The sequence below is a fragment of the Bacteroides sp. ET336 genome (assembly GCF_024733815.1).
Classification (GTDB): domain Bacteria; phylum Bacteroidota; class Bacteroidia; order Bacteroidales; family Bacteroidaceae; genus Phocaeicola; species Phocaeicola cellulolyticus.
In genome coordinates this window covers 44,761-68,859 of the sequence record NZ_JANRHK010000006.1, presented here as the reverse complement: position 1 = coordinate 68,859, position 24,099 = coordinate 44,761, and the positions used below count along the sequence as shown (strand labels likewise).

Annotated in this window: 14 protein-coding genes; 10 read left to right on the top strand and 4 right to left on the bottom strand. The window is 39.8% G+C overall.

All coding sequences use genetic code 11. From position 1 onward, the window contains the following. Positions 1-47 precede the first annotated feature (47 nt). The 5 genes from NW213_RS07870 (at position 48) to NW213_RS07850 (ending at position 6,359) form a co-directional block, all read left to right on the top strand. Entirely contained in the window at positions 48-1,052 is a 1,005-nt protein-coding gene (locus NW213_RS07870; protein WP_154044186.1) for a class II fructose-bisphosphate aldolase, read from the top strand. 148 nt (positions 1,053-1,200) lie between these two features. Continuing rightward, positions 1,201-2,001, top strand: coding sequence for a UDP-2,3-diacylglucosamine diphosphatase (locus tag NW213_RS07865; protein WP_258322411.1), 801 nt, complete (start codon positions 1,201-1,203; stop codon positions 1,999-2,001). Beyond that, on the top strand, positions 1,998-3,116 hold the full coding sequence (locus tag NW213_RS07860; protein ID WP_258322410.1) for a glycosyltransferase family protein: 1,119 nt from the start codon (positions 1,998-2,000) through the stop codon (positions 3,114-3,116). The genes NW213_RS07865 and NW213_RS07860 overlap by 4 nt, the downstream gene beginning before the upstream one ends. Before the next feature lie 109 nt (positions 3,117-3,225). Then, positions 3,226-5,286 carry an RNA degradosome polyphosphate kinase gene (locus tag NW213_RS07855; RefSeq protein ID WP_258322409.1) on the top strand — a complete coding sequence of 687 codons (2,061 nt, stop codon included), beginning with the start codon at positions 3,226-3,228 and terminating at the stop codon, positions 5,284-5,286. A gap of 134 nt (positions 5,287-5,420) precedes the next feature. Beyond that, positions 5,421-6,359: a Ppx/GppA family phosphatase gene (locus NW213_RS07850; RefSeq protein WP_239469100.1), complete on the top strand. Its 939-nt coding sequence runs from the start codon at positions 5,421-5,423 to the stop codon at positions 6,357-6,359. A gap of 67 nt (positions 6,360-6,426) precedes the next feature. On the opposite strand, the gene NW213_RS07845 is transcribed toward NW213_RS07850, so the two are convergent. The 4 genes from NW213_RS07845 to radA all read right to left on the bottom strand — a co-directional run bounded on the left by NW213_RS07845 (position 6,427) and on the right by radA (position 12,581). Then, complete coding sequence (locus NW213_RS07845) at positions 6,427-8,838, bottom strand: TonB-dependent receptor (protein ID WP_375338125.1); 2,412 nt, start codon at positions 8,836-8,838, stop codon at positions 6,427-6,429. Between the two features lie 85 nt (positions 8,839-8,923). Further along, positions 8,924-9,505: a response regulator transcription factor gene (locus tag NW213_RS07840; protein WP_258322408.1), complete on the bottom strand. Its 582-nt coding sequence runs from the start codon at positions 9,503-9,505 to the stop codon at positions 8,924-8,926. A 33-nt stretch (positions 9,506-9,538) separates the two neighbouring features. Further along, on the bottom strand, positions 9,539-11,182 hold the full coding sequence (locus tag NW213_RS07835; protein ID WP_258322407.1) for an NAD(P)/FAD-dependent oxidoreductase: 1,644 nt from the start codon (positions 11,180-11,182) through the stop codon (positions 9,539-9,541). A 25-nt stretch (positions 11,183-11,207) separates the two neighbouring features. Further along, complete coding sequence (radA, locus tag NW213_RS07830) at positions 11,208-12,581, bottom strand: DNA repair protein RadA (RefSeq protein WP_258322406.1); 1,374 nt, start codon at positions 12,579-12,581, stop codon at positions 11,208-11,210. Between the two features lie 1,083 nt (positions 12,582-13,664). Between radA and NW213_RS07825 the strand changes: the two genes are divergently transcribed. The 5 genes from NW213_RS07825 (at position 13,665) to thrA (ending at position 24,096) form a co-directional block, all read left to right on the top strand. Then, complete coding sequence (locus tag NW213_RS07825; protein ID WP_258322405.1) at positions 13,665-16,715, top strand: SusC/RagA family TonB-linked outer membrane protein; 3,051 nt, start codon at positions 13,665-13,667, stop codon at positions 16,713-16,715. A 12-nt stretch (positions 16,716-16,727) separates the two neighbouring features. Then, a complete protein-coding gene (locus NW213_RS07820) occupies positions 16,728-18,497 on the top strand; it encodes a SusD/RagB family nutrient-binding outer membrane lipoprotein (protein WP_204391250.1) in 1,770 nt (589 codons plus the stop codon). Positions 18,498-18,683: 186 nt separating this feature from the next. Next, positions 18,684-19,496, top strand: a complete 813-nt coding sequence (locus NW213_RS07815) for an MBL fold metallo-hydrolase (protein ID WP_258322404.1) — start codon at positions 18,684-18,686, stop codon at positions 19,494-19,496. A gap of 86 nt (positions 19,497-19,582) precedes the next feature. Next, positions 19,583-21,232, top strand: a complete 1,650-nt coding sequence (locus tag NW213_RS07810; RefSeq protein WP_258322403.1) for a Zn-dependent hydrolase — start codon at positions 19,583-19,585, stop codon at positions 21,230-21,232. A gap of 431 nt (positions 21,233-21,663) precedes the next feature. Continuing rightward, positions 21,664-24,096 carry a bifunctional aspartate kinase/homoserine dehydrogenase I gene (gene thrA / locus NW213_RS07805; RefSeq protein ID WP_204391239.1) on the top strand — a complete coding sequence of 811 codons (2,433 nt, stop codon included), beginning with the start codon at positions 21,664-21,666 and terminating at the stop codon, positions 24,094-24,096. Positions 24,097-24,099: the final 3 nt, after the last annotated feature.

The window sequence follows — 24,099 nt, the reverse complement described above, 5'->3', positions numbered from 1 at the left end:
ATTTTTGCAATGGAATTTAATCACTAACATTATAAATAGTAAAAACAATGGTTAATTACAAAGACTTAGGCTTGGTGAACACAAGAGACATGTTTGCCAGAGCAATCAAAGGTGGATATGCAATCCCTGCTTTCAACTTCAATAATATGGAACAGATGCAGGCTATCATCAAGGCTGCAGTTGAAACAAAATCACCTGTTATCCTTCAGGTTTCTAAAGGTGCTCGTCAGTATGCAAACGCTACTTTGTTGCGTTACATGGCTCAGGGTGCTGTAGAATATGCAAAAGAATTGGGTTGTGCACATCCTGAAATCGTTCTTCACCTTGACCACGGAGATACATTCGAAACTTGCAAGAGCTGTATCGACTCTGGTTTCTCTTCAGTTATGATCGACGGTTCTCACCTTCCATACGAAGAAAACGTTGCTTTGACTAAGAAAGTTGTTGAATACGCTCACCAGTTCGATGTAACTGTAGAAGGTGAACTTGGTGTATTGGCAGGTGTTGAAGACGAAGTTTCTTCTGACCACCACACTTACACTAACCCAGAAGAAGTAATCGACTTCGCTACTCGTACAGGTTGCGATTCATTGGCTATTTCAATCGGTACTTCTCACGGTGCTTACAAATTCAAACCAGAACAGTGCCATGTTGATCCTGCAACAGGTCGTTTGGTTCCTCCTCCATTGGCATTCGACGTATTGGATGCAGTTATGGAAAAACTTCCTGGATTCCCTATCGTACTTCACGGATCTTCTTCAGTTCCACAGGAAGAAGTTGATACAATCAACCAGTATGGTGGTAAATTGGAAGCTGCTATCGGTATTCCAGAAGATCAGTTGCGTAAGGCTGCTAAGTCTGCAGTTTGCAAGATCAACATCGACTCTGACTCTCGTCTTGCTATGACTGCTGCTGTACGTAAAGTATTCGCTGAAAAACCAGCTGAATTCGACCCACGTAAGTATCTTGGTCCAGCTCGTGACAACATGGAAAAACTTTACAAACACAAAATCATCAACGTGTTGGGTTCAGACAACAAATTGGCTGAATAATATTTTATTTTAATTATATGATTGTGGAGATTGTCCGTACAGGGCAGTCTCCACTTTTTTATGCATAAATGTATTGTTTTGTTAATCTAAAGTACATGTTTTTGTAATATTGATTCCGTTATTTTGCATCAGACAAAAATGAAGAGAAATGGAATTAAGACCACATTACAGAACAATCGTTTTATCGGACATTCATCTTGGTACGTCACATTCAAAGGTGGATGAGGTTAGTGATTTTCTAAGTACGGTTGATTGCGACCGATTAATCCTTAATGGTGACATAATAGACGGATGGCATCTGCAGAAATCGGGTGTAAGAAAATGGAAACCGGAACACACCCGTTTTTTTAAGATAATTATGAAAATGATGGAAAAGTGTGGAACTGAGGTTATTTATGTTCGTGGCAATCATGATGATTTTTTGGATAATCTGGTTCCGTTACGGTTTTCCAATATAAGTATTGTGAGAGACTATATATTGGAAAGTAATGGACGTCATTATTTTGTCACACATGGAGATGTGTTCGATAAAGTTACTACAGAAATGAAGTGGCTGGCTAAATTGGGTGATGTAGGATATACATTATTGTTGTGGATGAACGGAATGTATAATAAATATCGTTCAAAGCAAGGCAAGCCTTATTATTCATTGTCACAAGCAATAAAGCATAAAGTGAAGTCGGCTGTATCTTATATTTCAGATTTTGAGAAGGTCTTGGTTGATTTTGCACGAAAACGTGAATGCGACGGTGTTATTTGCGGACATATACATCATCCTGAAAATAGAGTGATAGATGGAGTACACTACTTGAATTCAGGCGATTGGGTTGAAACACTTTCTGCCTTGACCGAGGATGAAAACGGAGTGTGGGAAGTGGTAAACTATTCTGAGGTGATAAATCAATTAAATAAAACTGCCAAACTAACATTATTATCTGTTGCATCATGAAATTTTTGTTTATCGTTCAGGGAGAAGGACGTGGTCACCTTACCCAAGCTATAACTTTGGAGAATGTATTGTTAAGAAGCGGACATGAAGTCGTGGAAATTCTGGTGGGTAAAAGTGAATCAAGGCGTCTGCCAGGCTTTTTTACACGTAGCGTACATGCTCCGGTAAAACAGTTTGTCAGTCCTAATTTCCTTCCTACACCTGCTAATAAACGTGTCAATATAACTCGCAGTATTTTGTATAATGTAATGAAAGTACCCGAATATTTGGGCAGTATGCATTATATAAACGACCGTATTGTCAAGACCGGTGCAGATATGGTTATAAATTTCTACGAGCTTCTGACAGGTCTTACATATTTCTTTTACCGCCCCCTTGTACCACAAGTTTGTATCGGACACCAGTATCTTTTCCTGCATAAAGATTTCGAGATGCCATACAGACATAAGTTTGGAATGAAACTGCTTAATATGTTTACCCGTTTGACTGCATTGGGAGCAAAGGAATATCTGGCTCTTTCTTTCCGCAGCATGAAGGATGATGACGTTAAAAAGATAAAAGTAGTTCCACCGCTGTTGCGACGTGATGTGTTCCGTCAGGAGGCCACTGATGGTAATTATATACATGGTTACATGGTTAATTCTGGTTTCTCGGAATGCGTGATGAGATGGCATAAAGATCACCCTGAAACGCCTTTACGTTTTTTCTGGGACAGGTGGGAGGAATCGCCTGTCAAGAAAATTGACGACACTTTGTCTTTTTACCAGCTTGACGATTTGGAATTTCTTAGACAGATGTCCGGTTGTAAGGCATATGCCAGTACAGCAGGTTTTGAGTCAGTATGTGAAGCTATGTATTTAGGAAAGCCATTAATGATGGTGCCGGCACATATAGAGCAGGAATGTAATGCTTTTGATGCAATGAAGAGTTCTGCCGGAATTATTGACAGTGATTTCGATTTAAGTAAACTGTTGAAATTTGCAGAGACTTATAAACCGGACGAGAGATTTAAGGAATGGGTTAATTCGGCCGAATATATGATTGTAAACGAACTGGAAGGGCTGGCTTCTGCTGAGTTTATGCCAAATATGTATATGGTGGAAGAGTATATATGAAAACGTAATTATATTTTATTGTAAGAAATAATCCTTGTATCGATTTTTTTTGTAAATTGCAATAACAATGTAATATGTATTACTTTCCTTTGCGCAAAATTTAGTAGTTATGGCAATTAAGAAGAAAGAAGATCCATATCTTGAAAGAGATATAAGCTGGATGTATTTTAACAGGCGTATCTTGCAGGAAGCTACACGCCAACATGTTCCTTTGCTTGAAAGGATGGCTTTCCTTGGAATATATTCGAATAATCTTGATGAGTTTTTCCGTGTCCGTATGGCTTCTCAGAACCGCATAGCTGAATGTGAGGACAAATCTGCAGCCAAGGACAGAGAGAAGGCTAAGAAGATAATAAAGAAAATTACTAAGCTTAATTCCGAATACGCCAAGGAATACGAACAGGCCGTAGAGAATGTTATCTCTGAACTGGAGAAGGAAAATATATATCTGGTAGATAATGAAAATATCACACCTGAGCAGCTGGAATATATACGTTCATATTATAAGGAAAAGCTTAATGGTTTTATAGTACCTGTATGGTTCTCTGCAGTCAAGACTCTTGATTCTGAAACTGATGAAAATATTTATCTGGCTGTAAAGCTTCAGAAGAAAAACGGCTCAAAGGTGATTGCTGACTATGCCTTTCTTGAACTTCCAGTAGGATTGTGCGGACGTTTCGTTCGTCTTCCTGACTGCGATGGAAAGAGCTATATGATGTATCTTGATGATGTAGTAAGGTGTTGTCTTCCTATTGTCTTTGAGGGTCTTGAATTTACAGATTATGAAGCATACGCTTTTAAATTTACCCGTGATGCAGAGATGGAGATTGACAATGACCTTAGAACGGGTACATTGCAGAAGATTTCCAAAGGTGTAAAGAGCCGTAAGCGTGGTGAACCGTTACGTGTAATATATGACGGTGATATGCCTAAGGATCTTATGAAGCGAGTGCTTAATAAGCTTGATGTCGATTCATGGGACACTATTCTTTCAGGTGGTCGCTACCAGAATCATAAGGATCTGATGAAGTTTCCAGACTGTGGCAGGAAGAACCTGAAATATCCGGCTTGGACTCCTATAATGAAAAAAGAATTGGATGGTCCGGAAAGTCTTTTGTCTAAGATTCAGGAAAAGGATCGTTTTATACATGTTCCTTACCATAATTTCGATTCATTCATTAGAGTGCTGCAGGAAGCTGCTGTAAGCAAGAAAGTAAGTAGCATTAAGATAACTTTGTATCGTCTTGCAAAAGAATCAAAAGTTGTAAAGGCTCTTATCGGAGCTGCCAGAAACGGAAAGAAGGTAACAGTGGTCATAGAGCTGCTTGCCCGCTTTGATGAGGCTTCTAACATTAACTGGTCTAAGAAGATGCAGGATGCCGGCATAAAGGTTATTTTCGGAGTAGAAGGCTTGAAAGTGCATTCAAAGATAACACACATCGGAATGAAAACTGGTCCGGATATAGCTTGTGTTAGTACCGGTAACTTCCATGAAGGGAATGCCCGTATGTACACGGACTGTGTCTTGATGACTGCTTCCAGAAGGTTGGTGAATGATGTTGATGCGGTTTTTGATTTTATCGAACGTCCTTATACGCCTATCAAGTTTAAAGAGTTGCTTGTTTCTCCTAATGAAATGAAGAATAAGTTTATAACTCTTATTAATAACGAGATAAAGAACCGTAAGGCAGGAAAACCTGCATATATAAAAGTCAAGATAAATCATATCACAGATCCTGTAATGGTTGAAAAACTTTATGAGGCTTCTCAGGCAGGTGTTGATATTGATTTGTTGGTACGCGGAAATTGTTCTCTTGTACCGGGCATACCTGGAGTAAGCAGTAATATCAGGATTAAAGGTATAATAGACCGTTATCTGGAACATTCACGTATATTTATATTTGCTGCTGGAGGAGAAGAGAAAGTCTTCATGGGTTCTGCCGACTGGATGCCTCGTAATCTTGATAACCGTGTGGAGGTTATAACTCCTGTTTATGATCCTGCTATCAAAGGTGAGTTGAAGCGTATTGTTGACTTTGGACTTAAAGATACTCTTCAGGGACGTATAGTAGATGGATTTGGCGATAACAAGTTTGTTTCTCTTAATGAAGATGAAACACCGTTCCGTTCTCAGGAAGCCCTCTACGATAGTTATCTGGCTGAAAATTGAAATCAACGACGTTAACGAATAGATAAATATAGCTTGATTTTTCACAATGTTGCTTGTCGCTTGCCCGCAAGGGTATGGTGGCAAGCAACTATCTAGTTTATAAACTTATTGTTAAAATATAAAAGGCAAATACTATGAGTAAAGAAATTGAAACAATGCAGAATGGCGTAAATTATGCAGCCATAGACATCGGTTCCAATGCGGTACGTTTGCTTATCAAGCATCTTGAAGAAACAAAAGAAGGAGTGAAATTCTCAAAGGTATTATTGTTGCGTGTACCCCTCAGGTTGGGATTTGATGTGTTCTCAAAGAATAAGATTTCTGATAAACGTGCCAAAAACATGCTTCGTCTGATGAAATCTTACAGTTATCTCATGAAGATATATGACGTAAAGGATTACCGCGCGTGTGCTACTTCTGCAATGCGTGACTCAAAGAATGGTCCGGAGATAATAAAACGTGTTGCCAAGGAGACGGGAATTGAGATTGAGATAATCGACGGTCAGGAAGAGGCAAAGATTGTATATAACAACCATGTTGAGTCTATGGAAGACCGTAAGGGTAATTATATGTATGTCGATGTCGGTGGTGGTAGTACTGAGATCAATTTGCTGTCCAAAGGTCAGTTGGTATGTAGCCGTTCATATAACATCGGAACAGTGCGTATCCTTAATGAGGCAGTGAAAGAAGGCGAGTGGGAGAGACTGAAAAATGACATGGCAGAACTGGCGCAGTCTTATCCGGATACGAATATTATCGGTTCGGGAGGTAATATCAATAAGTTGTACCGCATGATTGAGAAGAAAGACAAGAAGCGTGCCCGTATGACAGTAGCGTCACTTGAGGAGCTTCATAATGAACTGAAGCAATTGACAGTGTCCGAAAGAATGCAGAAATTCAATCTTAAACCCGACCGTGCCGATGTTATTGTTCCGGCCGGTGATATTTTCCTTACCATTGCCGGAATTATTAAGGCTACTTACATTTACGTTCCTGTTATCGGACTTGCTGATGGAGTGATAGACGGTATTTATTTGCGAAACAAATGGAAAGCTTTGAATAATGAGGTGTGATATAACAAACAAAAATGGCAGAACGAAAAACGTGTCCTGCCATTTTTTTGTTTTATGTAGTAAGTAATTAGAATCGGCATCTTAAATCGACACCTATCTGCATCGGGCGTCCCATCTGTGCAAATCCTCTGTTCATTGATTCGAAGTAGAAAGCCTGGTATTTTGTGTTAAGTGCATTGTTAATCCAGATACCTATCTGTCCGTTTCCTTTGTTCAGGCTGATACGTCCGTTCAGTGTACCGTAAAGATTCTGGTATGCGTTATTTTGTTCTGTCCAATATACACGTCCGGCTCCTTTATAGTTGGCATTCAACATTATATTGTCAAGCCAGGCTCCACTTTTCATTCGGAAAATGTACTGTCCGCCAATGTTGAAAGTATGCTGTGGAACGAATGGTACATAGTTGCCGTTATAGTTTACTTCATCGCTTACTACGTAGTCGGTGAATGTGGCATGAGTGTATCCGTAATTACCATTCAGGCTGAATGCATCTGTTATCTGTGCTTTCAGAGCCAGTTCACCACCGATGCTTCTGCTCTTGCCTGCATTTACTGTTATACGTCCCAAGCCGCTTGCTGCAAATCGTGAAATCTGTTGGTCGTGAGTGTCCATATAGAATGCAGCAACATCTGCCTGAAGTCGTCCGTCAAACATGGTCATATGCGAACCTATTTCGTAGTTCCATGAATATTCAGGTTTATACATTGTTGTTTCCTGAATGTTGAATTCATAGTGAGGAATTTTGTCTCCTCCCATTTGTGAAACCATACCGTGACTCTTTTCGTCTAATACAGCTATCATTCCATTTATCATTTCTCCTTGTACTATTTCAGAGAACATTTGTATATTGTATCCTCCTGAACGATAACCTTTAGATACTGATGCATAGATGTTGTTGCTTTTGTTGAAATCGTATTGTAAAGCGAATTTAGGCAATAACTGAATATAGTCATGGCTTATATTACCATTCACTTTCGGTGAAGTGTTCAGTCCCTTGAATGGCATTGGCATAACAGCTATTTTAAAATCGAAATTGATATTGGTGTTAGAGTTATAGTCCAACCAGTATCTTTCGTATTCCATTCTTAAACCTGCTGTAAATGAAAGTCCTTCAAAGATAATGTCATTTATTGTTGATTGGTGGTATATTCCCGTACTTAGCATTGGAGATTTGAAGTTTCCACCAATTAATATGTTTTCATCTGTTATATCAAGACTCATGTCCGGCATCATAGGGTACTCTTCTTTGATTTTCTTGAATATACCGTTTACATTGTTTTCCATTAATGATGAAATACCATCCTCATGGAAAGTCACAGGTCCTTCAGTATCCAGCCATTGGTAGAAACCGCTCACGCCGGTAGTCCACTGCCAGCGGCGTCCCGGTTTTGATTTCAGAACTATTTCTTCGCTTATTGTTTTTGAATTCTGTCTCTGTGACATAGTATAGACATTCTTTCTTGTGAAGTCCTGGTCAAGGTTCATTTCATCTTTCAGATATTGGAAACCTGTAACACTGCTCAGAATGAAGTTATCTGCCTGATGCTCAAGGTTCAACCCACCGTTGAGGAGATGACGCATATATCCGCATTCATTGTTGTATGCTACTTTACCCAAGTCCCCTTTCAAGTCCTGATAGTAGATGTCTGTTTCAGATAGGCTTGTCAGCTGATATGGATAACCTCCCTGGTTGGAATATTCATAATTTACTGTAAAGTCCAGTTTAAGATTGTCTTTTGGCAACCAGATAGCTCTCATTCTTCCACCTACTTCGTCACCTTTATCTATCTTTTCGTTGTTGCGTGCTACATTTTCAAAGAAACCTCCTTCATGTTCATAAAAAGCTCCTGCTGAAAATGCAAATTTGTCAGAAATGCGATGATAGTGGTTTACAGAGGCCTTATAGTTGTTATAAGTAGCTGCTCCTAGGCTTATGTCTGTACCTTGATATGAAAAAGGAGATTTGGTGAATACACGTATAAGACCACCCATAGTGTTGCGTCCGTACAGAGTACCCTGCGGACCGCGCAATACGTCTATACGTTCTATATCTGAATAGTTGAAATCAAAAGCCGATTTGTCAATAAAAGGAATATTGTCAACGTATAGTCCTACTGCAGGGGTATTTATTCTTGAGCCTATACCTCTTACGTAAACTGATGTGGTAAGTTTAGATCCGTAATCAGGTATAAACAGGTTTGGAACAAGTCCGGACAATGATTTTACAGAAGTCACAGAGTTGTTTCTCATATCTCCTTGCGAAAAAGATGTTGCAGAAAGAGGCTGTTGTCTCAGTCTGTTGTTTTCTTTAGGAGTAGCTATTACTATAACTTCTTCAATGTCTATTACTCGTGTTGTGTCTTTTGGAGCTTCTGCTGTTTCCTCCTTAGGCATGCTATATGCCGGCGTCGCAGCAGAGATGACAGTGACACCTGCTGCCATTATCTTCAATGATTTTAGAACTGTACCTTTTTTCATTTTTTAGTCTGTTTGTCGTTTTTGTAAATCCGGATGCAAAGGAAACTCAATTGGTGAAAATGTACAATCCTAATTTATTATGATTTTATATGCTGTCGGCATCAATATATCCGTTCATTACGGCATAAATAGCCAGTCCGGAAACGGATTTTATGCCAAGCTTCTCCGTGATGTTTTTCCTGTGTGATATTACCGTTGTGAGGCTTATGTTCAGCTTATCAGCAATTTCTTTGTTTATCAGTCCTTTGGTTACAAGAACCAGCACCTCAATTTCTCTGGCAGAAAGAGTATTGATGTTTTCGTTTGGTAAAGGTTTGACCGGATGATGTGTCATTTCGTGTCCCTTGCTACGCATATCCATAAAAGCTTTGATCAGCTTTTCCTGTGGCAGAAAGGTGTTGAGCACAGGAACGCCAACCGGAATCTGCGGCTCTCCGGCTGACAACACTATGCTTTTTGGCTTTCTTTCAAGGAAGAAAGCCGTATGTTCGAAATATATTGAAATGGCCACAAAATAGTGTGCATACATGTCTGGAGTATCGTCAATCAGATCTTCGAACGAATGAAACACACGTATGACAGCTTGCGGTATCAGTTCTTCCAGAATGGTTTGCAGTCCCAGTGCCGTAAGAGTGTTTCTTTCTATTATAGCTATTTCAGGAGTCATATTATTTTTGTTTAAACATGGTATAAAAGGTATTTAAACTCGCATGAATGCCGCAACAGCCTCCGCGCATCTCTCTCCGTCAACCCCAGCCGATACTATTCCTCCGGCATAACCTGCACCTTCACCGCAAGGGAAGAGTCCTTCTATTGTGACATGCTGCAGCGTTTCGTTGTCGCGTACAATTCTGACAGGCGCCGATGTACGTGTTTCCACTGCTATCATCACCGCATCGTTGGTGAGGAATCCGCGCGAACTTCTGCCGAACATCTCGAATCCTTTGCTCAGACGTTCGCTGATGAATTTAGGCATCCAGAAGTGTAGTGGTGATGATATGATGCCAGGGCTGTAGGAAGTGACAGGAAGGTCGTAACTCAGTTTCTTTCTTGTGAAATCTACCATTCTTTGTGCGGGAGCAGTCTGTCGCATATTTGCCTGTTGCCAGCATATCTGTTCCAGTCTTTCCTGGAACTGCATCATTGCCAGAACCGACTGTTCTCCATCCTTGGCAGTCTTGCGTATCAATTCTTCTGTCTGCTGTTCTGCAGAGCCTTCAATCACTTCGCATGCCTGCAGTTGCAGGGTAGGGTCGTTCAAGTCTTCAGGACGAATTTCTACCACCATACCCGAGTTACTCCATTTCGTACCACGGTTGCTTGGGCTCATTCCGTTTACAACCAGCTGGTGAGGGCCGCTTGCGGCAGGAACCACAAAACCGCCAGGACACATACAGAAGCTATATACACCGCGTCCGTCAACCTGCTGTACGAAACTGTATTCAGCCGCCGGAAGGTATTTGCCTCTTCCGTTCTTGTTGTGATACTGAATCTGGTCGATAAGCATTGACGGATGCTCCAGACGTACACCTACGGCAAGACCTTTAGTCTCCATTTTCACGCCGTTGGCATATAGCCAGCGGTAAACGTCGCGTGCGGAATGACCGGTGGCAAGTATCACCGGACCTCTGAAGGTCCTTCCGTCGTTGGTCTCAATGCCAACAACCTTATTTTTCTCTATAATAATGGCATCCATTCTGGTCTTGAAGTGAACTTCTCCACCACATTCCAGAATGGTATTTCTCATGTTTTCAATCACCCTCGGCAGTTTGTCTGTTCCGATGTGAGGATGTGCGTCTATAAGGATTGAGGTGCTGGCTCCGTGCTGGCAGAACACATTCAGAATCTTATCCACATTGCCTCGCTTCTTGCTTCTAGTGTAAAGCTTGCCGTCGGAATATGCACCTGCGCCACCTTCACCGAAACTGTAGTTCGATTCAGGGTCAACCTTATGCTCGCGGCTGATTTTTGCCAGGTCTTCTTTTCTTTCGCGTACGTTCTTTCCGCGTTCAATTACTATCGGACGAAGCCCAAGTTCTATCAGTCGCAGTGCGGCAAACAGTCCTCCCGGACCGGCGCCCACAACAATCACCTGAGGCTTTCCGCTAACGTTTTTGTATTCAGTAGGAGTATATTCCTGTGTGTCCGGCACTTCGTTGATGAACACCTGTACCTTAACATTTACATATATGGTACGCTGACGTGCGTCGATACTCTTCTTCAGTACCCTCACGGCATTGATAGTTCTGATGTCAAGCCCCTTTTTGCGGCTGATATATGTCTTCAGCGACTGTTCGCTTGCAGCCTGTTCAGGCAATATTCTGAGTTGATATTCGTTTACCATCTTAATTAAGTTTTAGTCTTTATGTTCATCCGAAAAGTTCCCTGAATGCTTCTTCCACTTTTCTTACAGGAACAAGTTCAATCTTTATTTTCTTTTTGTCCAGTCCTTGCAGATTATGTTTTGGCACCAGCATACGTGTGAAACCAAGTTTCTCGGCCTCGCTTATCCTTTGTTCAATTCTGTTCACAGGGCGTATCTCACCGCTCAGTCCCACTTCGCCTGCCATACATACTCCCGATTCTATTTCGGTGTCCATATTGCTTGACAGAATGGCACTTATCACAGCCAGGTCGATAGCAGGGTCGTTCACCTTCAGTCCACCGGCAATGTTCAAGAATACATCCTTTTGGGCCAGTTTGAACCCTACACGTTTCTCCAGTACGGCAAGCAGCATGTTCATTCTTCGGATGTCGAACCCTGTTGCCGAGCGTTGAGGTGTTCCGTATGCCGCTGTACTTACCAGAGCCTGTACTTCTATGAGGAATGGACGGATACCTTCAGTTGCACAGGCTATGGAAATTCCGCTCATTCCTTCATGATCCTGTGTGAGCAGCAGTTCAGAAGGATTGCTTACCTGACGCAGACCGTCCTGACGCATCTCGTATATACCCAGTTCGGCGGTACTTCCGAAACGGTTTTTTATGCTTCGCAGTATTCGGTACATATAGTGCTGGTCGCCTTCGAACTGAAGTACAGTATCAACGATATGTTCCAATACCTTAGGCCCGGCAATGCTTCCTTCCTTGTTGATATGACCAATCAGTATGACCGGACTTCCCGTTTCCTTTGCAAATCGCAGTATTGCTGCCGAGCATTCTCTCACCTGTACTATACTTCCGGGCGATGAGTCGAGATTCTCTGTAGAAATAGTCTGTATGGAGTCAATAATAACCAAGTCCGGAGAAGTACTCTTTATATTGGCAAAAATCTGTTCCAGCGAGGTCTCGCATGCTATGAGCAGTTCGCTCTCTCCGTTATGCTTTATTCTGTCCGCGCGCAGCTTGAGTTGTCGCGCACTTTCCTCGCCTGAGATATACAGTATTCTTTTGTTGGTCAGATGTAGTACTGTTTGCAGAACTAGTGTTGACTTGCCTATACCCGGTTCGCCGCCAAGCAGTGTGAGCGAACCTTGCACCAGTCCGCCACCGAGCACTCTGTTCAGCTCGTCGTCCATAAGGTCAATTCTCTGTTCATCCGATGAAACAATTTCCTTAAGATATTGTGGCTTTGAACGAATGGATTCAATACCGTGGGCGGCATGCTTTGCCACAGGTGTTTCCTTTCTCACCACTTCTTCCGAAAAAGTGTTCCACTGTCCGCATGAAGGACATTTGCCAATCCATTTTGGTGACTCCTGTCCGCAGTTTGTGCATACGAATACTGTTTTGTCTTTTGCCATTGTTGAGCTTGATAATGTATAATATGCAAAAGTAATGAAAGGTGAGCGTAGAGACAAATGAAAAACACAGTTTTTCAATTTATAATATTCATTGGTTTATGTATAGGCTATATATGTTTTTGTTAATGACAATTTGACAAAATGATAATTGGTTAAGCTGAGAGTCTGAATTTTGCAGACGATTTATTGTTTGATGGTAATAAATGATTTCTGGGAAGTTGTGATAATGGTAAAAAGTTATATAATCGTATATGTGGATTTTTATATGTCGCATATTATGGGTATATGCTTTAAATATGTTTTATATACGTTTTTGTTTTTGCATTATTGATATTTTAATTTACGCTGTTTTTATTTCCCAAATAGAGAAAAAACGTTGCTTTTTTCAATGTTTTTAGCCGGATCCAAGCGCTTTATAAAAATGACAGGTCATCTTGAAAGATATTCTTTGTCGTTTTAATTGGAATTCTTTGTTGTTTTATTGAAGTACTTCGTCTAGGTAATTGTTAATTCTAAACGAGTATTTAACATCTTGAACTGTTTAACTATTGTTTCTGTTGGTTATATAATGGGTTTGATTAACTGTTGCTTTCTAGATGGCAATAAATAATAAATATAGTTGTTATTGATTTCGTTATTTATTGTGATAAAAAGAATTTATATTGCTAAAATATTGCTCAATATGTTAGATTGGTTAGTGCTTGAATTTTATCTCCTTTCTGTTCAAATACTGCACATAAAACCGGTCCTTTGACTTTTATGAATTCTTTTTCCGCTATTTCCCATTATTATAATGTGGGATTATTTTCATTTGTTTCTACTGTATAATTATTTATTTTATATGAAGTTCTAAAATATCACCTTTGTTAATATCTTGAAAGTTAAATAGTTATCTCTGTATATGCCTCGTTTTTTTTATAAATGGAGTCTCTTTCCGAGTATTTTTATTTCATTTTATTTATTTATTTGAAAAAATATTTTTATATTTGTGATGTTAGCATTAAATCTTTATTGAACCGAAAAAACTAAACTGCTTTATTTTAGAATATATAGCAACATTGTTTTATTTTTAAATTTAATACTATGCAGAAGCGATTTTCTCTTTCTGTAGTGACATTCCTGGTAGGGATGTTTCTAACTTCGTTGTATGCACAGGCTCAAATCGTTCAGGGTACTGTGACAGACAAGGAAATGAATGAACCATTAATTGGTGTAAATGTACTTATAAAGGGTACAACGACTGGTACTGTTACCGATTTCTCCGGTAATTATTCTATTGAAGCTTCTCCTGATGACATTCTTGTTTTTTCATATGTAAGTATGAAAAGTGTTGAAGAAACAGTTGGTAATCGTAAGATAATTAATGTAGTGATGGAATCTGATGCCCAGAGTTTGGGTGAAGTGGTGGTGACTGCTATGGGTATTCAGCGTCAATCGGAAACACTGACCTATTCGGCTCAGACTGTAGGAGGTAAGGATGTAAATGATGTGAAGAGTGTCAATATGATTAACGCACTGCAAGGAAAGAGTGCAGGTTTACAGATTACTCCTAACTCTACAGGTGCCGGTGGTTCTTCTAAAATCCAGTTCAGAGGAAGTAAATCTATCAGCGGTAGTAACCAGCCGCTTATCGTTGTTGACGGTGTTCCGGTGATGACTACTGTTTCTTCTGATCAGGTTGACAGCAACTGGGGTGGACAGCGAGACGGTGGTGACGTGATGTCAACAATTAATCCTGATGATATTGCTTCAATCACCTTGCTGAAAGGTGCTTCTGCAGCTGCCTTGTACGGAGCTGTGGCTGCTAACGGTGCTATCATGATTACAACCAAGTCTGCTCAGTCTGGTAAGGTGTCTGTAAATGTTTCCAGCAATACTACTATGGAAACTCCGATGCTTTTGCCTGAATTCCAAAACAATTATGGTATGAGCGACAGCGGTACTTACAGCTGGGGTAACAAACTGGATTCTCCTGCTCCAAATTATCTGAAGAAATTTTACCGTACAGGTTTCACTACCAACAATTCTATATCTCTTGCCGGTGGTAATGAAAACATACAGTCTTATTTCTCATATGGAAATGTATATTCTCAGGGTATAACTCCTACGAATGATTATCGTAGCCACAACTTGAGCTCTAAGGTTGGCTTTAATGTACTGAAAAATATTCATGTAGATTTCAATGCTAAATTTGTAAATCAGTATATCAAGAACCAGGCTGCTGCAGGTTATCTGTTCAATCCTTTGACTGGAGCTTATTTGTTCCCAAGAGGTGAGGACTGGGACGGATATAAGGAAAACTTTGAAGTGTTTGATCCTGAAAGAGGTATTAATGTGCAAAACTGGACAAACGTTAAACAGGAACAGTTCAGTAATCCATATTGGGTATTGAACCGTCAGGCTTCTATCGTTGATCGTAACAGATATGAATTTGGTGGTAGCGTTAAATGGGATATTACACCAGATTTTAATATACAGGGACGTATGCGTTACGAACGTGGTGAAGAACATTGGACTAATAATCTTTACGCATCAAGTAGCGGTGATAAATATACAATGGGACGTTTTAAGGATAACAGATACTTTAGTGACCAGCTTTACGGTGATGTCCTTTTGAACTATAATCATACATTCAATGACTTTATGTTGTCTGTAACTGCAGGTTCAAGTTTCACAAAGAGCAAGACATCGCATGTGGATATGTTGGCTGAAGGTGAAAAATTTATTTCTCCTGAAGAAGGAGGAAATGTATATTATCCTAATATTTTTGCTCCAAACAACTATTATAAGAATCTTTTCGTTCTTGGTAATGAAGACTTCTGGAATACAGAGAAACGATTGAATGCTGTATTTGCTACAGCTCAGGTGGGATGGAGAGACGGATTGTTCCTGGATCTTTCTGCACGTAACGACTGGTCATCTGCACTTGCTTATACAGAAAGTTGCTCATTCTTCTATCCTTCTGTAGGTGCCAGCTTGCTTTTGGACAGATTTGTAGATATGGGTAAGAATGTTAATCTGTTAAAGTTACGCGGAAGCTACTCTATAGTAGGTAATGACGTTCCTGTTTATGTAACAAATCTTCTTTATCACTTCGTAAAAGACGGTAATGGTGCTATCGGTGCTCCTGAAAATGCTCCTTTCCGTACTTTGAAACCTGAAAAGACACATTCTATGGAATTTGGTTTTGAAGGTACATTCTTCCAGAACCGTTTGACAATGGCTATTACTTACTATAAGACTAATACCAAAAACCAGTTCTTCTCTGTATCTGCTCCTTATCAGTCAGGATTGAGAAACCGCTATGTAAATGCCGGTGACGTTCAGAACCAGGGATTTGAATTTACAGCAGGCTGGTATCAGCAGTTTAATGACAATTTCAGCTGGAGTACTGATTTCAATATCTCGTATAATGAGAATATCATAAAGGAACTTGTTGATGAACTTCCTAATGGTTTGACTCTTACAGACTTTGGTGGTGCCAAGATTATCCTGAAAGAGGGTGGACAGTATGGGGATTTGTATGTTCGTCATATCATGCGTGATGAAAACGGCAAGCCTATAATGAATGAAGGAAAACCTGTTATTAGCGGTGACGGCCCTAACGAACTTGAATATGCTGGAAATATGAATTCGAAGGTATTTGCAGGATGGACTAATACTTTCTATTACAAAGATTTCTCTCTTTCATTCTTGATTGATGCACGTTTTGGCGGTAAGGTATTGTCAATGACTGAGGCTACACTTGACGGATGGGGCGTTTCCAAACGTACAGGTGATGCACGTGATGCAGGAAAGGTGGTTGTTGACGGAGTGGAATTTGATCCAAAAGCATGGTACACTACAACAGGTTGCTCAAACTTCAATACTCCTTATGCCAATGAGAATTATGTATATGATGCAACTAATGTACGTCTGCGTGAATTGAGCTTCGGATATACTTTCCGCAATCTGTTTGGAGCAGGAAAGAATCTTACAGCAGCGGTTATCGGACGTAACTTGTTCTTCTTCTATAAGGATGCGCCTATGGATCCGGATATTTCTGCAGGTACTGGCAATGGTATCCAAGGAGTGGATATGTTTGGTTTGCCTACTTCACGCAGTTTCGGTTTGAACCTTAAACTTAACTTCTAATATATGTCAACTATGAAACGTAAACAAATATTGAAATGCGCTTTGATTATGGCGCTTCCTATATTGGGAGGGAATATGATTACCTCTTGTATAGATGATTTTGAAAGAATTAATACCAGTAATGTTCAGGTTGATCCAAATGATTTGCCGGCATCGGCTCAGTGGTTGGAACCTATGACTTATTGTTATCCTCCACAGCAGAATATGTTCCAGTTTTGGACAAACCTTACTATTGACCTATATAGTGGTTATTTCATGACTCCTAACGGTGGATTCACTAATGGTGACTTGGGTGAAAACCGTGGTCATAGCGGTGGTATGCATGAAAACTTCTATCTTCATATATTCAATAATACCAGACGTATTATTGCAGCATGTAAGGCTGACGGAGAAAATGGTCTTGCTGCTGTTATGAGTATAGTTCAGGCTTATGGAACACTGATGACTACAGATGCATATGGTCCTTTGGCTTATACTTCAATCCTTGAAGCTGATGAATATACCACATCGTATTATTTCGATAGTCAGCAGCAGCTTTATAAAATAATGTTGACCGATTTGGGAGAAGCTATCACTGCTATTGAATCGATGACAGAAAATGAAAAGGCGAAATTGAAGAGTGCCGATGTATGGTGTAATGGCGATACAGAAATGTGGTTAAAAATAGCTAACACCATGAGATTGCGTATGGCTCTGCGTCTGTCAAAACGTGTGGATGAAATGAATCAGGTAGGAATAGACGTAAAACAGATAGCTACAGATGCTGCAAAGAATACTCTGGCTAATGGTGGTAAGGATATTCTTATTAGTAAAGGTCTTGATAATAATATGTGGCTGATGTTTAACTGGGGTGACTGCGGATTTAACGCTAATCTCGTAACTTTAATGACTGGAATGAAGGATCCACGTCAGCCATTATATATGACAAAGAATATTGATGATGTCTTACGCGAAGGTTATTCAAAAAAGAAAGATGAAAATAACGTAGTTACATATTGGAAAGATGATAAACAGGTTGATAAGTCAGAAGCAGTTGCTGTTGAAGCAAATAAGGAGTATTTAGGAATACGATTTGCCAGCGGTTTGCCTAACAAACCTAATAACTGGGCTTCTTTCTCTTCATGGGTTGATTACAAGAATGAAGTTGGTATATTTAAAGCACCTCTTCCTATATTTAAACAGGCAGAATCTTACTTCCTGCTTGCTGAAGCGAAACTTCGTTGGAATATAGGTAATGAAAGCGTACAGCAGTTATATGAAGACGGTATCCGTAAATCAATGGAAAACGAGCTTAAGTATCGTGGTAATTATGCGGGAATCAAACAGTATGCTGATAATGCTGTAGAAGACTATATTGCAGGAACATCAACCCAGATAGATTATAATGATCCGATTAGGCCTGAATTGAGTGTGGAAGCATTGAATAAGTTGGGTGTAAAATGGGATGAAGGAGCAACTCAGGAAGAAAAACTTGAAAGAATCATAACTCAAAAGTATTTTGCACTGTTCCCATTATCAACAGAAGCTTGGGCTGAACAGCGTAGAACCGGATATCCTAGATTGTTCCCTGCTTTTGTAAACGAAAGTAATGGAGCTATTGACTCAACTGAAGGTATTCGTCGTGTTATATATGCAGAAAATGAATATAATACCAATGCAGCTGAACTTGAGAAATCAGGAATAAAACTCTTGAATGATGAAAATACAAGTAAATTAGGATTCTCCGGTGATAAAGGTGGTACTCATGTTTGGTGGGATAATGCGAACAAAGGTAATTTCTGATAATATTTGTATTTGATATTTAATTATGTGCCCGGCCTGTTGGAAAGAAGCAGGTCGGGCATTTATATTGTTCTTGAAATGTTTTTATTTGCATTACACTTTTATAATACCGATATTTATAATGTTATTGTAGAATTTTTTTACTATAATTGCATTTGATAGCTTTAATTCTTTGTATATAAAAATATGAAATGTAGAATAACAACATTAGTAGAAAACTGTGTTTATGGTCGTAAGCTGCAGGCTGAACATGGCTTGTCATTATATGTTGAGGCGGGAGGTAACGTAGTACTTTTTGATACAGGTGCGTCTGATTTATTTATACGTAATGCACGTTTGTTGCATTGCGATTTGCAGCGTGTTGATTACCTTGTATTGTCGCACGGACATAGTGACCATTCTGGAGGTCTTGAAGCGTTTCTTGAAATAAACAAGAAAGCGAAAGTACTCTGTAAACGTGAGGCTCTGAATCCTAAGTTTAAGGGAAATCGCGAAAATGGTATCAGAAATGCTGTACGTATGGATATGTCGCGTTTTATATTTGTGGATAAAACTACGGAGATACTTCCAGGAATATGGATATTTCCTGATTTGCCTGTAATCAATGAAGATGATACCCATTTTGAACAGTTTATTGTAAAGCGTGACGGAGAGTTGATACCTGACCGCTTCGAAGATGAGTTGGCTTTAGTGTTGAAAGGAGAAGAAAGTATGATATTGCTTAGTGCATGTTCACATCGTGGGATAACCAATATTTTACGCAGTGTGTCTTCGTTTTTTAATGAAAACCATTTAAAAATGATTATAGGTGGTTTCCATATACATAATGCTTCGTCAGATAAGGATGATGTAATAGTAAATGGATTGAAAAACTCATTGCCGGACGAACTGGGTGTATGTCATTGTTCGGGAGTTGATAAGTATGCTTTGTTTTATTCTTTGTGGGGAAATAAAGTGTTCTATAATCACACAGGTTGTATAAAAGAGGTGGAATTATAGTTCTTGGATTTAAGTGATTTATTTCTAATCAAAATCTTTTTACTATCTTCGCTGGCCAAAGGAATAAACAATTCATTATATAAATTATGAAAAAGAAACTTCTAAATTTATCGGCATCAATGTTAGGAATTGCAGTAGTAGCTTCTACATTGTCGTGCAGCAATCAGAAACAACAGGAGTCTCCTATGAAAGCAAAAGTGGAGGAGTATGCACCTGTAGAGTTGAAATCGGATCTGGTTAACGGACTTAGCGAAAATGAAAAAGAGCTGGTGAAGATATTCTTCAAGGTTGGAAAAATTACTGACGACCTTTTCTGGAAACAGACATTCGGTGACAAAGCACAGCTTGATACTATAGCTGACAGCTATACCAAAGAATTTGCCATGATTCATTATGGTGCATGGGATCGTTTGGATAATAACAAACCTTTCATTGCCGGATATGGCGAAAAGCTTGATGTATGCAATTACTATCCTCATGATATAACAGCTGAGGAATTTGATGCTTTCGAAGATGAAAACAAAGACTCATGGTACACAGTGATAAGAAGGAATGAAGACGGTTCGCTAAAGAGCGTATGGTATCATGATGAGTATGCCGAAGAGATAGGACAGATTTGTGCTCTGTTGGAAAAGGCTGTAACCCTAGCAGAAGATCCGGGACTGAAGGCTTATCTGGAAAAACGTATTGAAGCTTTCAAGACTGATGATTATCTTGAAAGTGACCTTGCATGGATGGATATGAAGGAAAGCAAGATTGATTTTGTTACAGGACCTATAGAAAGCTATGATGACAAGTTCCGTGAAACAAAAACTTCATACGAATCGTTTATACTTCTGAAAGACGAGGCAAGGAGCAAGGATCTTGCAAAATTCGTTTCTATGCTTCCGGCACTTCAGAAAGAGTTGCCTTGCGCTCCTGAATACAAGACTTTCGTGCCAGGAACTTCGTCTGACCTTAATGTATATGATGCGGTTTATTATGCCGGCGACTGTAATGCCGGAAGCAAGACAATCGCAATCAATCTTCCTAACGATGACAGGGTGCACGCTCTGAAAGGAACCCGTCGTCTTCAGCTGAGAAATGCTATGAAAGCGAAGTTTGAAAAGATTCTTATGCCAATCGGTGAACTTATACTTACTCCGGAACAACAGAAATATCTTAATTTCGATGCTTTCTTCTGGAATGTGACTTTCCATGAAGTGGCACACGGATTGGGAGTAAAGCAAACAATTAACGGAAAGGGTAGTGTGGATGCCGTGATGGGTACAGAAAAAACATCGTGGGAAGAAGCCAAGGCTGATATTCTAGGTCTGTTCATGGTGGCCAAACTTGTTGAAATGGGAGAAATTACCAATATTACAACAGAAGATGCTATTGCTACATATATTGCCGGTATCTTACGTTCTGTAAGATTTGGCGCTGCTTCATCACATGGTAAGGCAAATATGATGTGTTTCAACTATATGGAAAAAGCCGGTGCCTTTTCGCGTGATGAAAAAGGACAATATGTGATAGATTTTGCAAAGGCCAAGGATGCCATGAACTCTTGGGCTGCCCTTATCCTGAAGACTCAGGGAGACGGTGATATTGAGTTTGCAACTAAGTTTAGAACAGAAAACGGCGGTATAACTCCGGCTCTTCAGGCTGATCTTGATAAAATTAACGGCGCAGGAATTCCTCGTGATATTAGATTTATACAGGGAGAGGATATCCTTTTTGGTTCTGCTGAATAATAAAAATACTAAGTAATATGATAAAGGAAGGTGTACAAATAGATTGATACATCTTCCTTTATTTGTTTATAAACGATTGTAATGTGTCTGTTTTGTCACAAAAAAAACAAGTTTGACTGCAAAAAAATCCTTTTTTGTGTTTGATTGTAGAAAAATGTTCTTATATTTGCCAACGATAAAACTTTTAACAAACATTTCAATCTAAATGACTGCACATTATAACAATATCACAACTTATGGAATGGGGCGTACGTTCGTCACATTATGTGGTACTGGGATGACCCCTCGGGGTTGAGTATATATATAATGTGTTTCTACGTGATACACGCTTACGGACGTAAGCATTTTCTTCTTTTTTATTCAAGTTTTAATCATTTTATTTTTTGTACTGCTTTGGCGTACAATGAAACGTATTCAATAATCTCAAAGGTATGAAAGTGTTGAAATTCGGCGGAACATCTGTAGGTTCTGTCAATAGCATGGTAAGTGTAAAAAAGATTGTCGAAGCTATAGATGATAAAGTAATAGTTGTGGTATCAGCATTGGGAGGTATAACCGACAAGCTGATAAAGACTTCAAAAATGGCATCGGAGGGCGATTCGGCATATGAAAAGGAAATGAAGGAAATAGTGAACCGTCATATTGAAATGGTTTATACTGTTATTCCTGCAGGAAAAGACAGAGAAGTTCTCCTTGACAGAGTAAATGAACTGTTGAGCGAACTTAAAGATATATTCCAGGGTATTTTCCTTATTCGCGACTTGTCGCCAAAAACTTCGGCCACAATAGTCAGCTATGGTGAGCGTTTGTCATCCATAATAGTTGCTACTCTGATAGAGGGTGCCGTATGGTTTGATTCACGTACATTTATCAAGACAGAGAAAAAGCATAACAAACATATTCTTGATTCAGAGCTTACAAATACTTTGGTAAGGGAAGCTTTTGTTGAACTTCCTAAAGTCTCACTTGTTCCGGGATTTATTTCTACAGATAAGAATACAGGTGAAGTTACTAACCTGGGACGCGGTGGCTCGGATTATACAGCTGCCATTATCGCTGCTGCGCTTGATGCCGATATTCTGGAAATATGGACAGATGTTGACGGATTCATGACTGCCGACCCACGTGTAATCAGTACGGCATATCCTATAAATGAGCTGAGTTATGTTGAGGCAATGGAGCTTTGTAACTTCGGTGCTAAGGTGGTTTATCCTCCTACAATATATCCTGTATGCCATAAAAACATTCCGGTTCTTATCAAGAATACTTTCAATCCTGAAGCCCCGGGAACTATCATCAAACAGGACTCTGACCATTCATCCAAACCTATCAAGGGTATTTCGTCAATCAATGATACTTGTCTTATCACAATGACAGGTCTTGGTATGGTGGGCGTGATTGGTGTTAACCACCGTATATTCAAGACTTTGGCCGAAAACGGTATCAGTGTGTTCCTTGTGTCACAGGCATCGTCTGAAAACTCTACTTCAATTGGTGTACGAAATGAGGATGCTGCATTGGCTTGCGAAGTACTTAATGCCGAGTTTGCAAAGGAAATAGAAATGGGTGAGATTTCGCCTATGATGGCAGAAGGCAATCTGGCGACAGTTGCTATTGTCGGTGAGAACATGAAACATACTCCGGGTATTGCCGGTAAGCTGTTCGGTACTCTTGGACGTAACGGTATCAACGTGATAGCTTGTGCTCAGGGTGCTTCGGAAACCAATATATCTTTTGTTGTAGAGGCTGAGTCATTGCGTAAGACGCTTAACGTAATCCATGATTCTTTTTTCTTGTCTGAGTACCAGGTACTGAATCTTTTCATATGCGGTATTGGTACGGTAGGAAACAGTCTGATTGAGCAGATTCACAGTCAGCAGGAAAAACTGATGAAGGAACGTGGTTTGCGTCTGAGAGTAGTAGGTATAGCAAACGGACATCAGGCATATTTCACACGTCGAGGAATTGATCTGGAGAATTACCGTAAGGAACTTGAAGAAAAAGGTATCCCTTCGTCTCCACAGGTACTTCACGATGAGATTATCGGCATGAATATATTTAACTCCGTGTTTGTCGATTGTACTGCAAGTCCAGTGATAGCCGGTCTTTATAAGGATTTCCTGAGTCATAATATTTCGGTTGTAGCTGCTAATAAGATTGCGGCATCTTCGGAATATGAAATATATGAAGAACTGAAACAGATAGCACGTCAGCGTGGAGTTAAATTCCTGTTTGAAACGAATGTAGGTGCCGGTCTTCCGGTAATCAATACCATCAATGACCTTATCAACAGCGGTGACAAGATTTTGAGAATTGAGGCAGTTGTGAGTGGTACATTGAATTTTATTTTCAATAAGCTGAGCAGTGATGTTCCTTTGAGCGAGACTATACGTCTGGCCAAGGAAGGCGGATACTCTGAACCGGACCCAAGAATAGACCTTAGCGGAAAGGATGTTATCAGAAAACTTGTCATTCTTGCCCGCGAAGCGGGATACAGACTCAATCAGGAAGATGTGGAGAAGAACCTTTTCATACCTGATGAATTCTTTGAAGGTACTATTGATGATTTCTGGAAGAACATCAGCAAGCTTGATGCCGATTTTGAGGCTAAACGAAAAGAACTTGAGGCTAACAACAAGAGATGGAGATTTGTTGCCAAACTTGAAAACGGAAAGGGTAGTGTTTCTCTTCAGGAGGTTGGTGCTAATCATCCTTTCTATAACCTTGAGGGAACGAACAATATAATACTTATTACTACTGAACGATATAATGAATATCCTATGCTCATTCAGGGATATGGTGCCGGAGCAAGTGTTACGGCAGCGGGTGTATTTGCCGACATCATGAGTATAGCGAATATATAAATA